Below are 13,511 nucleotides of genomic sequence, written 5' to 3'. Positions count from 1 at the left end.
TGGCACTCCCTCGGCGGCGTTCAGTCAAGTTCCGGGGTGACGGCCCGTAGCCAGTCTCCCTTGATGCCCCTCCCGGACGCCAGAAATCCGTCGCAGACGAAGAGTCCGGCCACCAGCGCCACCTGCTCCCCGTAATAGAGGATGGGAATGCGCCCCCGTTGCCAAGAGGGCACCCCGTACTCTTGCAGCAGCTTCTTCAGGCGCCGGCTGCCCACCCGCCCCACCGGCTTGAGCATGACGCCTGGCGCCACCTGGAAGCGCACCGACAGGGGCTCGTCCGCCCGTGGCGGGCGCAGCCCTTCTGCCCCATCCGATGACAGCAGCCTGAAGGTCCCCAGCCCGTCCGGCAGGCAGAGCGTCTCTCCCACCCGGATGGGCAGCACCTCCTCACGGGGGACAAGGCCGGGCGGCACCAGATGGAGTCGCCCCTGAAAGCGGCGGCACTCCAGTCCCTGCAGGCTCAGCCTGGGGTTGGCGTCTTCGCGCGCCAGCGCCACCTCCTGCCACAGCAGCCCCAGCAGTTCCCGGGACGGCATCTCCCCCCCCTGGCGGCGGATCCAGTGGCGCAGCAGGTTGTTGCGCCGCACCGGAGAGAGCGGCCGCAGCGCCTCGATGCGCAGCGCATCGCGCTCCCCGGCCTGTTGCCAGTCCGCCTCCGCCAGCTCGTTGATCAGGGCCTCCTGCTCGGCGCACAGGGCCATGCTGCGCGCCGCCGTCTGGGCCATGGCGGGCCAGCGCGCCTTGAGCTGGGGAATGAGCTGCTGGCGCAGGAAGTTGCGATCGTAGCTCACATCCTGGTTGCTCTCATCCTCCACCCAGCCATAGGGCAGGGTCTCGGCCAGCGCCGCCAGCTCGGCCCGGCTGACCTCGAGCAGCGGGCGCAGCAAGCGGCCGCCGGCGAAGGGCTGGTCCGGCACCATGCCCGCCAGCCCCCGCAGTCCGGCGCCGCGCTTGAGCGCCAGCAGCAGGGTCTCCAGCTGATCGTCCTGATGATGGGCGGTGAGCAGCCACTCCCCCTCCCCCAGGCATGCGGCGAGGCGCTGGTAGCGGGCCTCCCGCGCCTGGGCCTCCAGGCTGTCGCCGCTGCCCCGCTGCAGTTGCACCCGCTCGACCATGAGAGGCACTCCCAGTTGCCGGCACACCCCTTCACAATGGGCCACCCAGTGATCGGCGTGAGGGCTCAGGCCGTGGTGGACGTGCAGGGCACGCAGGGCAAGGCCCTGCTCCCGGGCAAAACGCGCCGCCAGCACCAGCAGCACCGTGGAGTCGAGCCCGCCACTGAAGGCCACCAGCAGGCCCCGGGAACCTTCCGGCGCGGGCAGAGTCTGACAAAAACGAGAATAAACACGAGAAATCATAGGCTTCCCCAATACGACCAGGCCGATCTTAGCAGACTCGGGCTTATCAAGCGCTAACCCGACTGCTAGAGTGAGTCTCCTCCCGACCTGGGCCGGGACGCTGAGTAACCCGAATTGGAATCAGACAATGAACAATAAGAAAAGCATACTTGCCGGCCTCATCGGGCTGGCCTTGCTGGCCGGTTGCAGTCAGGGACCGGACCAGGCAGACAAGCACTCCGGCCTCGCGCTGGCCAACATGGACACCAGGGTCAAGCCCGGTGACGACTTCTTCCGCTACGTGAACGGCCACTGGCTGGCCACCGCCAAGATCCCGGACGACAGGCCCGCCGACGGCGCCTTCTACCTGCTGCGGGACAAGTCCCTGGCAGACGTGCGGGTGCTGGTGGAAGGGCTGGACGGCAAGGCCGCCACCGGCACCCCGGCCCAGCAGATCCACGACCTCTACCAAAGCTATCTGGATCAGGCCACCCGCAACGCCAGGGGCACCACGCCCCTGCTGCCCCTGCTCGGCGACATCGATCAGATCCATGACCAGCAGGGGCTGGCCCAGGCCTTCGCCCGCGCCGGCAAGCTGGGGGGCAGCGCCCCCTTCGGCTTCTGGATAGACGCGGACGCCAAGGCGCCGGACAGCTATGCGGTCTACCTCTATCAATCCGGGCTCGGCCTGCCGGACCGGGACTACTACCTCAAGCAGGATGCCGCCAGCCAGGCGCTGCGCCAGAAATACGAGCAGCACATCGCCGGCATGCTGAGCCGCTTCGGCGAGGCGGATGCGGGGGCCAAGGCCAAGCGCATCCTGGCCCTGGAGACCCGGCTCGCCCAGATCCAGTGGGACAACGTCGCCCTGCGGGATCGGCAGAAGAACTACAACAAGGCCCCCGTCGGCGAGCTCAGGCGCCTAGCCCCCAGCATCGACTGGAACAGCTATCTGGATCAGGCCGGCTTGAGCGGCCAGCAGAGCCTCATCATAGGCCAGCCGAGCTACCTCACGGCCCTGGACGAGGTGATGAAGCAGACCCCCATGGGCGACTGGCAGGCCTACCTCAAGTGGCAGCTCATCACCGACTTCGCCCCCTACCTCGACAGCCAGACCGATGCCCAGAACTTCGCCTTCTTCGGCACTACCTTGAGCGGCACCCCCAAGCAGCGCGCCCCCTGGGAGCGGGCCCTGGGGGTACTGGACAACAACCTGGGGGAGGCGGTGGGCAAGCTCTATGTGGAGCGCTACTTCCCGCCAGAAGCCAAGGCCCGCATGGAGCAGCTGGTGGAGAACCTGCGCACCGCCTACGGCCAGAGCATCCAGGAGCTGGACTGGATGTCGCCGGCCACCAAGACCCAGGCCCTGGAGAAACTCGCCAAGTTCAGGCCCAAGATAGGCTACCCGGACAAGTGGAAGGACTACAGCGCCATCGAGATCCGCGCCGATGATCTGGTGGGCAACCTGCAGCGGGCCCGCGCCTTCGAATATGCCGACAGCCTGGCTCGCCTCGGCAAGCCGGTGGACAGGGACGAGTGGCACATGTCGCCCCAGACGGTGAACGCCTACTACAACGCGAGCAACAACGAGATCGTCTTCCCGGCCGCCATACTACAACCCCCCTTCTTCGACATGAGCGCGGACGACGCCGTGAACTACGGCGCCATCGGCGGGGTCATCGGTCACGAGATGGGCCACGGTTTCGACGATCAGGGGGCCAGGTCCGACGGTGACGGCGTGATGCGCGACTGGTGGACGCCCCAGGATCTCAAGGAGTTCCGCTTCCGCACCAGCCGGCTGGTGGCCCAGTACAACCGCTTCGAGCCCATCAAGGGGCAGTACGTCAACGGCCAGTTCACCCTGGGGGAGAACATCGGCGATCTCGGCGGCCTCACCATAGCCCACAAGGCCTACCTGCTGTCGCTGGATGGCAAGGAGGCCCCGGTGCTGGACGGCTTCACCGGGGAGCAGCGCTTCTTCCTCGGCTGGGCCCAGGTGTGGAAGGGCATGTATCGCCCCGAGCTGATGCAGATGCTGCTCGCCTCGGATCCCCACTCGCCGCCCGAGTACAGGGTCAACGGCGTGGTGCCGAACATCCCCGCCTTCTACGAGGCGTTCAACATCCAGCCGGGTGACAAGCTCTATCTGGACCCGGCCAAACGGGTCAAGATATGGTAAACACGAGGTCGACAGGGGCTGGCCGAGCGCCGGCCCGGGTCGGCCACAGACAGGGCGGGGGCCAGGCCCCTGCCCACTGACACAGCAAGACAAGCAGCAACAAGGGTCACATCCATGAAAGCCTTACTCATTACTCTCGGCCTGCTCAGCCTGCCCCTGACCACCCAGGCGGCGGAGGGATTCTTCCAGCAGCTGACGCTGCCCACGGGCCAGGTGCTCACAGTCGGCGAGGGGCGCGGCGAACCCGCCTCCACCGGCAGCTACGACGTGCGTCTCTATTCAGGCGCCAACCCCCAGTTTCCGCTGGATCAGTTCATCGACGGCAAGGTGATGCCCCGCGATGGCAGCATCAAGGCGCTCAAGTTGCTGGATCTCAACGGTGACAAGCAGCCCGAGCTCATCGTCCTGGTGGAGAGCGCCGGCAGCGGCAGCTACCAGAGCGCCGACGCCTTCACCATCAATGGGCAGGAGGGGCTGGAGAGCTTCAACCACGTGGAGGGACTGGCCCCCAATGAAGATGTGATCCAGGCGCTCAAGACACCCCGCGACTGAGCCGCCACCGCCATCACAACGCCCCGCCCCGCGGGGCGTTTTGCTGTTACCACCCCTCTTTTCACCGGATCCCCCCAGCGATCCTGAGGCTGGCCCTCCGATAGACGGCTGTTTTTTATGCGCTTATAATCGCCTCACCCGGCCATCACTATACACAAGGAGGTAAAAAATGGTTATCCAAGCGTGTCCGATGTTCTCGGCTCGCCTGTTCGGCACATTCGCCCGCTCTTGCCTGCATACCATCGCGCTGCGATAGCGGGTTCGAGCAAAGCCGACTCCTTCCACACCGAGACCTTTCTCGACCGTTGTCGCCAGCGCTCCTGATGACAGGGATCTCCGATCCCGCCATTTTAGAGAGCAAGAGCATGACGACACTGATGAGTACCCACTCCCTGCAGATGACTGCGGGACACCTCCCCTTGTTTGACCACCTCGATCTCGGCATCCAGAGCGGCGATCGCCTGGGCCTGATTGGCGCCAATGGCTGCGGCAAGAGCACACTGCTCGCCCTGCTGGCCGGTGAGCTGCAACCCCATGACGGACGGGTGCAGCAGGCCGCCCCCTGCCGCTGCGAGTTCGTGGCCCAGCACCTGCCCTCCAGGCTGCAAGGGCTCGGCACCCGGGCCGTGCTGCAGGATGCCCTGGGGGGTGACCCTGCCGCCGACTGGCAGGTGGACAAGATGCTGACCGAGTTGCAGCTCGAAGAGCAGGCCGAGCTCCCCGCCAGCGCCCTGAGCGGCGGCCAGCATACCCGGTTGCAGATAGGCCGCGCCCTGCTGCGCCAGCCGAACCTGCTGCTGCTCGATGAACCCAGCAACCACCTGGACCTGCCCGCCCTGCTCTGGCTGGAGCAGTTCCTCCTGGGCTGGCGGGGCGCCCTGGTGCTGGTCTCCCACGATGCCCGCCTGCTCGATCGGGTGACCCGCGAGACCCTGATCCTGCGGGACGGGCGACTCCATCGCTTCGCCCTGCCCTGCAGTCAGGCCAGGGTGGCGCTGGCCGAAGAGGACGAGCAGGCCCGCCTGCGCCGGGCCGACGAGCAGAAGGAGATAGATCGCCTGAGTGCCAGCAGCAAGCGCCTCGCCATCTGGGGACGGGAGCATGACAACGAGAAGCTGGTGCGCCAGGCCAAGTCCATGGAGAAACGCATCACCCGCCTGCAGGAGGAGCAGAGCCAGGTCGCGGCGCCAGCCCCTTGGCGCCTCGAGCTGCACGGGCAGGCACTGCCCGCCGATGCCCTGCTGCGACTGGAAGCCCTCGAGGTGCGCCCCGCCCCCGGCTTGCCACCCCTGCTGCGGGCCGAGGATCTCTGGTTGCGGGCCGGCGACAGGGTCGCCCTGCTCGGCGCCAACGGCACCGGCAAGTCCTCCCTGCTGCGCCAGTGCTGGCGCGAGGTATGCGAACAAGGGCCGGGTGAGGGCTGGTATCGCCACCCAGGCGCCAGCATCGCCTACTACGATCAGTCCCTGCAGCAGCTGGATGGCGACGCCACCCTGAGCGACGCCCTCTATCCCCTGGCCCCCTTGCCGGAGGTGACACGGCGCCAGGCGCTGATCCGCGCGGGCTTCCCCTACTCCCGCCATGGCCAGCGGGTGCACGCCTTGAGCGGGGGTGAGCGGGCCAGGCTGCTGTTCCTCGCCCTCTCCCTGGCGAGCCACCATCTGCTCTGGCTCGATGAGCCCACCAACCACCTGGATCTGGCGGGCAAGGAGGAGCTGGCCGAGGCCTTGAACGCCTTCCCAGGGGGCGTCTTGCTGGTCTCCCACGACCGGGATCTGATCGAGCGCAGCTGCAACCGCTTCTGGCTGATCAGAGACGGGCGCATCCAGGAGGCCCACAGTGCCGAGCGGGCCTATGCCGAGCTGCTCGGCGATGCGCCCTCGTTGGCTGCAGACAAGGCAAGCCTGGCCGCCCCCGCCATGGGGCAGGCCTCGGCCGGCCCGCCGGATAACGAAGAGGCCCTGCTGGCCCGCTGGTATGAGCTCGATGCCCTGCTGGCCGCCGATCTCGCCCGCAAGCCCAGGCACCAGACTCCGCGGCTGCAGCAAGAGTGGCGCCATGAGCTGGCAAGGCTGGCCGGCCTGCTCGGGCTGGTCGAATCATGAGCGCAGCCATGAACCACCTTGGCCATCCCCCCTGTCTGACTCAACACAAGCGGCCAGCCACGGCTGGCCGCAAGGAGCCCTCATGACTTCAACTTCACCGTCAGAGATCAGGCTGGATCCCGTCACCGAGGCCGACCTGCCCCACGTCTATCGCGGCCTGTCGGATCCGCGAGTCATCGCCTGCTACGGCGTCAGCTACGACAGCCTGGCGGCATGCCAGGCCCAGATGGATTGGTACGCCGAGCTGAACATCACGGGCCGCGGTGCCTGGCACCTGATTCGCAACCAGCACACCAAAGAGCCGCTGGGGGCCATCGGCTACAACGATGCCGACCTTCAGCACCGGCGGGCCGAGCTGGGCTACTGGCTCTATCCCGAGCACTGGGGCAAGGGGGTGATGAGCGCGGCGCTGCGGCTGTGGCTCCCGCTCACTTACCGCACCACCGAGTTGCACCGGCTGCTGGCGGTGGTGGAGGAGCCCAACCTCCCCTCCGCCCGCCTGCTGGAGCGGGCCGGCTTTCGCTACGAAGGCACGGCGCGGGAGTGCGAGCGCAAGGGGGATGGTTTTATCTCCCTGCGCCACTACGCCCTGTTGCGCAGCGACCTGCCAGACCTTTAAGCACCACCACATCTGATAGCCAGCAAAAAGCCCCGCACTGCGGGGCTTTTTTTGGGCGGCTACTTGATGGCGCAGACACGCTCGCCTGATGCCGAGCGACGGCGCCTGCGTCGCCACAGGGAGAAGCAGCCGTAGCCCGCACTCAGCACCACCGCATAGAGCACCTGGGAGGCGAGCGCCACCAGCACGGCCGCGCAGAGCAAGACGCTCACCCCCGCCAGCCCCTTGCCCATGCCGCCGAGCAGGCGCCAGCCCGCCGCCATGCAGAGCAGATAGACCAGCACGAAGTTGCCGTTGGCGTAGCGGATAAGCTCATCGAGCGGCAGCTTGAGCCAGAGGATCAGGGTGATGGAGACCAGACAGATGGCGAGCACCCAGCACAGGGCATTGAGGGGCGCCCCACGGGCCGAGAGCCGGGAGAGGGAGGCGGGCAGCTTGCCCTCCCGCGCCATGCTCCAGATGAGGCGCGCAAACCCTTGCAGGTAGATGTTGATGCTGGCAAAGCAGGAGAGGTAGCCGAGCACCGCCACCAGCCACTTGGCGGTGGGGCCGAACAGCAGGGAGAGTAGGGCCGGGATGGCGGTGGCATTGGTCGCCTCGTCCCCATAGAGACCGTATTTGAGCACCACCAGGGAGTGCACCCAGTAGATGAGCCCCGCCAGCAGCACGCCGCCGAGCAGGGCCAGGGGATAGTCCCGCTCCGGCCGCTTGAACTCCTCCCCCATGTGGGCGAAGGCTTCCAGCCCGACGAAACACCAGAACATCACCGCCAGCGCCGTGCCCATGGCGGGCCACTCGGCGGCCGTCGGCAGCGGCTGGGCCGCGTCACGCCAGCTGAGATCCCCCTTGAACCAGATGAGCAGGGTCAGCCCCAATATGGCCAGGGCAATCAGCAGTTGCAGGTTGCCGGAGGAGCGCGCGCCCCTCAGCCCGAGCAGGAAGACCCCGAGCAGGGTCAGCAGCTGGATGGCCCACAGGGTCCACTCCCCCATGTCGAACAGGGCGTGCCAGAAACCGGCGGCTATGGTGAGGGCGGCGGGCAGCCCCACCGGCAGCACCGCCAGAAACAGGAAGGCGGAGAAGCGCTCGGCGCCGTTGCCAAAGGCGAGGCCAATCAGGTGCGGCGCCCCGCCCGCATGGGGGTAGCGGCGCCCGAGCCGGGCGAAGGTGAAGGCGATGGGCAGCACCAGTACGATGAGCAGCACCCAGGCCCAGAGCGAGGCCCCTCCCGCCAGCGAGGCCGCGGTGGCCGGCACCACGAAGATCCCGGTGCCGAGCAATGAGGTGGCGAGCAGCCCCATCCCCTGCCAGAGCCCGAGATCCTTTTTCAACCCAGACATATCCTTTTGTCCTGTCTAGAAAAACATCCCGCCATGTTAGGCCGCTGCCACGGCTTTGTTAAGCACTCTGCGCCGCAAATAAAAAAGCCGCCTCTTGGGAGGCGGCTTCTTCATTCAACGGCGTAACCGGAATGATCAGGCAATCAGCTTGTAGATGATGCCGGACATGGCGATCAGACCAATCAGGGTCACGAAGCCGTTGCTGATGTTGCCGGCGTATTTGCGCATGGCCGGGATCTTGGCGATGGCGTACATCGGCATCAGGAACAGCAGCATGGCGATGATGGGGCCGCCCAGGTCTTCGATCATGCCGAGGATGCTCGGGTTGATGGTGGCGATGGCCCAGGTGGTCAGGATCATGAAGAGCGCGGTCACCTTGTTCAGCTGCTTGATCTCGACCTTCTTGCCCTTCTCGCGCAGCGCCTTGGCCATCAGGCCGTTCATGCCTTCCTGCGCACCCAGGTAGTGACCCAGGAAGGATTTGCTGATGGCAACCAGGGCGATCAGCGGTGCCACTGTGGCGATCACCGGGTTGTCGAAGTGGTTGGCCAGGTAGGAGAGGATGGAGATGTTCTGCTCCTTCGCCGCCGCCAGATCCGCCGGGGAGAGGCTCAGTACGCAGCTGAATACGAAGAACATCACAGTCATCACCATCATGACGTGGGCGCCCAGCAGTATGTTGCTGCACTTCTTCTCGGCACCTTCACCGTAACGACCCTTGTTGTCCACCGCGAAGGAGGAGATGATCGGGGAGTGGTTGAAGGAGAACACCATGACAGGGATGGCCAGCCACAGGGTCTTGATGAAGTCACCGTTGAAGGCCTCGGACAGCGCAGGCGCTTCGGTCACAATGGCACCGTTCCAGTGCGGGACCAGGTAGAGCGCCAGGCCCATCAGGGTGATCACGAAGGGGAACACCAGCACGCTCATCGCCTTGACGATCACCTGGCCGCCGAGGCGAACGATCGCCATCAGACCCAGGATCAGCACCAGGGACAGGATGGCACGGGGAGGCGCCGTCATGCCCAGCTGGTGAACCATCAGGCTCTCGACTGTGTTGGTGATGGCCACCGAGTACATCAGCAGGATGGGGTAGATGGCAAAGAAGTAGAGCAGGGTGATGAACTTGCCTGCGGTCTTGCCGAAGTGCTCTTCCACCACTTCGGTGATGTCGCCATCACGGGTGGAGCCGGACAGCACGAAGCGGGTCAGGCCGCGGTGGGCGAAGAAGGTCAGCGGCAGGGCCAGCACCAGCATGGCCACCAGCGGCCAGAGGCCACCGACGCCGGCATTGATCGGCAGGAAGAGGACACCGGCACCGATGGCGGTACCGTACAGGCCCAGCATCCAGACCAGATCGGCCTTGTTGATGCCACGGGAGGAGGCTTTGCTCAAGCTGCCTTCAACTGCAATATTCATGTCAGACATAGGGATGTTCCTGTCATCAAGGAAAGTGGATTCTTACTAGTCGGTGGGCATGGGCCCGGTTCCCTCTCCCTGGAACACCTGCTGTTCGTCCTTTTTTATTCTCATGCCCCGGCTATCCGGCCATCACTCCATGTGACAACCAAATTGCAACAAACGAAGGCATGAGATCGTGATGCTGAGGGTGTCGCTCGCGCCATTTAACAAATTGGCAACGGCCACCTCATCCGATGAGCTGACTCTAGTTAAAAGCCCCTATTAATCACAGCGTTTTTTTGAATTAATCAACCAAAGTTTGATTCCAGTCGCCTTTCAAACGAGCAAGATCACATTACGTACGCCATGTTGCGAAATTTTTTTAACAAATCAAAAATGCATGGTGGTTTTAGGCCCCCCTGAAAGAGCAACAAAGCCGTTACAACTCCCGCAACAGCGTGCCGATTGTCTCCCGCCCGCCCTTGGCGTACCCTTGGTTTTCCCCCACTACCCCTTGCTGAACATGACCATCACCCGCACCGATCTTGCCGAACTGGCGGTATTTGCCGCCGTCGCCCGCCACCGCAGTTTCAGCAGGGCCGCCCTCGAACTCGGGGTCTCGGCCTCGGCCCTGAGCCACTCCCTCAAGGGGTTGGAGAGTCGTCTGGGAGTCAGGCTGCTCAATCGCAGCACCCGGGCCGTGGTGCCGACCGAGGCGGGGGAGCGCCTGCTGACGCAGTTGCTGCCGACCCTGGGTCAGCTGGAGGAGGCGCTGGAGGAGTTGACGCGCCACGGGGATGAGCCGGTCGGCAGGCTGAAGATCTGTGCGCCCAGGGCCGCCATTCAGGAGGTGCTGGCCCCTGTGCTTATCGACTATCTGGTGCGCTACCCACGCATGCAGGTGGAGGTGGTGGAGCAGGAGCTGATGCCCCGTCTCATCGAGGATGGCTATGACGCCGCCCTCTTCTACGGCGATCTGCTGCCCCAGGAGATGATAGCCGTGCCCCTGGGTCCGTTGCAGCGCTATCTGGTGGTGGGCTCCCCCGACTATCTGGCAAGGCGCGGCATCCCCCGGCACCCCTCCGAGCTCAGCCAGCACGACTGCATCGGTTATCGCCTGACCCCCCATCACCACTATCGCTGGGCCTTTGCCGCCGACGGCACTCTGCTGGAGATAGAGGTGAGCGGGCCGCTGACCACCAGCACCCCCGCCCTCTATCTGGGGGCGGCCGAGGCGGGTCTGGGACTGGCCTACTGCTACGAGGAAGAGGTGAGCGACGCCCTGGCGGCGGGTCGGCTGGTGACTGTGATGGCCGATTGGAGCCCCACCTTTGCCGGCTTCCATCTCTTCTACCCCAGCCGCCACCAGCTGGGCCACGGCCTGCGGGCCCTGATAGACATGTTGAAGGCCCACCACAGCCCGCGAGACTGATGAGCATTACTCATCAATGCATCAAATAAACACCGGATTATCAATGGAAAGATAAGAATCTACACTGTGGCTTCGATCCCCGACCCGGCAGAAGCACAGATATGTCAGCCTATTTCATTCGCCGCCAGCGGGTCATGACCCGCCGTTTCTGGGGCTATGCCCTCCCCTCCATCATGGCCATGCTGGTCTCTGGCGCCTATTACCTGGTGGATGGCATCTTCGTCGGCCACTATGTGGGGGCCGCCGGTCTCGCCGGGATCAATCTGGTCTACCCGGTCATCATGGTGCTGATCGGCCTCGCCGTCATGATCGCCATGGGGGCGGCGACCGCCATCTCCCTCCAGCAGGGGGCCAGAAACGTCGCCCTGGCCCGCCAGGCCCTGGTCAATGCGCTCTGGTTGCTGGCGCTGCTGGGGGCCCTGGCGCCGCTGCTGCTGCACCACTGGCACATCGACATCCTGCTGGCCCTGGGCATCACACCGGATACCGAGACCTGGCAACAGGCCAGCGACTACCTTGGCTGGATAGGAGGCGGCACCCTGCTGCTGGCCAGCAACCTGGCGGTGCCCTATCTGCTGCGCAACGACGGTCGACCCCGCCTCGCCATGGTGCTGGTGAGCGGCGGTGCCCTGCTCAACATACTGCTCAACTACATCATGGTCGGCCGCCTGGGGCTGGGGCTGGTGGGCACGGCCCAGGCCACCCTCATCTCGGAAGGAGTGGTCAGCCTGCTTGGCCTTGGCTATTTCTTTACCTCCCGCGCCAGATTGCGGCTGGAATGGCGCCAGCTGGTACCCAGCTTCCCGGCCATGCCCAGGCTGCTGTTCACCGGGCTGCCGAGCCTGATCGCCCAGTTCAACCTGGGGTTGTTGTTGCTGCTGCACAACAGCCAGCTGATGGTGCACGGCTCGGTCAAGGATCTGGCGGGCTTCACGGTGGCGGGTTACACGGAGGCGGTGTTCATCGTGATCCTGCAGGGGCTGGCCTTCGGCATCCAGCCGCTGATCAGCCAGGCCACCGGGGCCGGGCGCCAGCGGGATCTCAGATTTCTGATGGCCATGGGGCTCAAGATCACGCTGATCTATGGCATGGGGGTCTGGCTGCTGATCCAGCTGCTGCCCCGCCAGGTCGCCATGCTCTACACCGGGGATCAGGATACCGAGCTGCTGGCCGCCGCCATCAGCAGCCTGACCCTCAACCTCGCCGCCATACCGCTGGAGGGGATCATCATGTTCGGCATAGTGCTGCTGCAATCCATGGCGCGCACCCGCCAGGCCCTGGTCATCTCGGCCGCCAAGACGGCGCTGCTGCTGCCCCTCATCTTCCTGCTGCCGCTCTGGTGGGGCCGCGACGGCGTGCTGCTGGCCCAGCCCGCGACCGTGCTGCTGCTGACCCCGCCGCTCTGCTGGCTGTTGTGGCGGGAGTGGCGTCGCCTCGCGCAGGCCAAGGCCCCCCGCCACCCGCTCCGCCCCCTGGTACAGGTGAGGGAGGAGGTGATGACGAGATGAGATCCCAGGTTTTCTGCCGTCCATAAAAAAAGTCCCCGCAATGCGGGGACTTTTCACAAGAGATGATCGCCGGGTATCAGCAGTAGCCGTAACCCAGCAGGCGCTGGTAGCGCTGCTCCAGCAACTGGTCGCTGTCCAGCGGGCGCAAGGCCGCCAGGTCTTGCTTGATGCGATCCTTCAGGCGCTGGGCCATCAGCTCCACGTTGCGGTGGGCGCCGCCGAGGGGCTCTTCGACGATGCTGTCGATGAGCTTCAGCTCCTTCAGCCGCTGGGCGGTGATGCCCATGGCATCGGCGGCCACCGGCGCCTTGTCGGCGCTCTTCCACAGGATGGAGGCACAACCTTCCGGCGAGATGACGGAGTAGGTGGAATACTGCAGCATGTTGACGCGATCGCCGACGCCGATGGCCAGCGCGCCGCCTGAGCCGCCTTCACCTATCACGGTGCAGACCACGGGCACGGTCAGGCCGGCCATGACTTTCAGGTTGCGGGCAATGGCCTCGGACTGGCCACGCTCCTCGGCACCCACGCCGGGGTATGCGCCCGGGGTGTCGATGAAGGTGATGATCGGCATCTTGAAGCGCTCGGCCATCTGCATCAGGCGCAGAGCCTTGCGGTACCCTTCCGGGCGCGGCATGCCGAAGTTGCGACGGATCTTCTCCTTGGTCTCGCGACCCTTCTGCTGACCAATTACCATGACGGGCTCGCCGTCCAGGCGGGCGATGCCGCCGACGATGGCCTTGTCATCGGCGTAGGCGCGATCGCCGGCCAGCTCGTCGAAGTCGGTGAAGATCTGCTCGATGTAGTCGAGGGTGTAGGGGCGCTGGGGATGACGCGCCATCTGGGACACCTGCCAGGCACCCAGATCGCCGAAGATCTTCTTGGTCAGCTCTTCGTTTTTCTTCTCCAGCCGACGGATATCTTCGCTGAGATCCACGGCACTGTTGTGCTCGCTCACATGGCGAAGTTCATCGATCTGAGCCTGCAATTCGGCGATCGGCTGTTCAAAATCCAGAAAAAGACTCATAGGGACAATAG

At 65.2% G+C, this 13,511-nt stretch carries 10 protein-coding genes; 6 read left to right on the top strand and 4 right to left on the bottom strand.

The window, feature by feature from the left end:
* Nucleotides 1-20 precede the first annotated feature (20 nt).
* Nucleotides 21-1,358 carry a tRNA lysidine(34) synthetase TilS gene (tilS, locus tag AAHB08_RS03275; RefSeq protein ID WP_342058088.1) on the bottom strand — a complete coding sequence of 446 codons (1,338 nt, stop codon included), beginning with the start codon at nucleotides 1,356-1,358 and terminating at the stop codon, nucleotides 21-23.
* Nucleotides 1,359-1,485: 127 nt separating this feature from the next.
* On the opposite strand from tilS, the gene AAHB08_RS03270 reads away from it, so the two are divergent.
* From AAHB08_RS03270 to AAHB08_RS03255, 4 genes are all read left to right on the top strand, one after another.
* Nucleotides 1,486-3,516: a M13 family metallopeptidase gene (locus AAHB08_RS03270; RefSeq protein ID WP_342058087.1), complete on the top strand. Its 2,031-nt coding sequence runs from the start codon at nucleotides 1,486-1,488 to the stop codon at nucleotides 3,514-3,516.
* Nucleotides 3,517-3,630: 114 nt separating this feature from the next.
* A complete protein-coding gene (locus tag AAHB08_RS03265; protein WP_342058086.1) occupies nucleotides 3,631-4,068 on the top strand; it encodes a PliI family lysozyme inhibitor of I-type lysozyme in 438 nt (145 codons plus the stop codon).
* A 365-nt stretch (nucleotides 4,069-4,433) separates the two neighbouring features.
* Nucleotides 4,434-6,173 carry an ABC-F family ATP-binding cassette domain-containing protein gene (locus AAHB08_RS03260; protein ID WP_342058085.1) on the top strand — a complete coding sequence of 580 codons (1,740 nt, stop codon included), beginning with the start codon at nucleotides 4,434-4,436 and terminating at the stop codon, nucleotides 6,171-6,173.
* Between the two features lie 82 nt (nucleotides 6,174-6,255).
* Complete coding sequence (locus tag AAHB08_RS03255; RefSeq protein WP_342058084.1) at nucleotides 6,256-6,792, top strand: GNAT family N-acetyltransferase; 537 nt, start codon at nucleotides 6,256-6,258, stop codon at nucleotides 6,790-6,792.
* A gap of 59 nt (nucleotides 6,793-6,851) precedes the next feature.
* Here the strand turns inward: AAHB08_RS03255 and yjeH are convergent, their stop codons facing one another.
* Nucleotides 6,852-8,132 (bottom strand): L-methionine/branched-chain amino acid transporter, encoded by a 1,281-nt coding sequence (gene yjeH, locus AAHB08_RS03250; RefSeq protein WP_342058083.1) that lies wholly within the window; start codon nucleotides 8,130-8,132, stop codon nucleotides 6,852-6,854.
* Nucleotides 8,133-8,267: 135 nt separating this feature from the next.
* The gene (locus tag AAHB08_RS03245) at nucleotides 8,268-9,560 is read right to left on the bottom strand and encodes an HAAAP family serine/threonine permease (protein ID WP_247627060.1); all 1,293 of its coding nucleotides are present in this window, start codon (nucleotides 9,558-9,560) and stop codon (nucleotides 8,268-8,270) included.
* A 496-nt stretch (nucleotides 9,561-10,056) separates the two neighbouring features.
* On the opposite strand from AAHB08_RS03245, the gene AAHB08_RS03240 reads away from it, so the two are divergent.
* Complete coding sequence (locus AAHB08_RS03240) at nucleotides 10,057-10,965, top strand: LysR family transcriptional regulator (RefSeq protein WP_342058234.1); 909 nt, start codon at nucleotides 10,057-10,059, stop codon at nucleotides 10,963-10,965.
* Nucleotides 10,966-11,066: 101 nt separating this feature from the next.
* Nucleotides 11,067-12,473: an MATE family efflux transporter gene (locus AAHB08_RS03235; RefSeq protein ID WP_342058082.1), complete on the top strand. Its 1,407-nt coding sequence runs from the start codon at nucleotides 11,067-11,069 to the stop codon at nucleotides 12,471-12,473.
* Nucleotides 12,474-12,549: 76 nt separating this feature from the next.
* On the opposite strand, the gene accA is transcribed toward AAHB08_RS03235, so the two are convergent.
* Complete coding sequence (gene accA, locus AAHB08_RS03230; protein ID WP_025327902.1) at nucleotides 12,550-13,500, bottom strand: acetyl-CoA carboxylase carboxyl transferase subunit alpha; 951 nt, start codon at nucleotides 13,498-13,500, stop codon at nucleotides 12,550-12,552.
* Nucleotides 13,501-13,511 lie beyond the last annotated feature (11 nt).

The sequence above is a fragment of the Aeromonas sp. OTU364 genome (assembly GCF_038440395.1).
GTDB lineage: Bacteria > Pseudomonadota > Gammaproteobacteria > Enterobacterales > Aeromonadaceae > Aeromonas.
The sequence above is the reverse complement of the archived record's forward strand: the minus strand, read 5'-3'. Positions and strand labels throughout refer to the sequence as shown.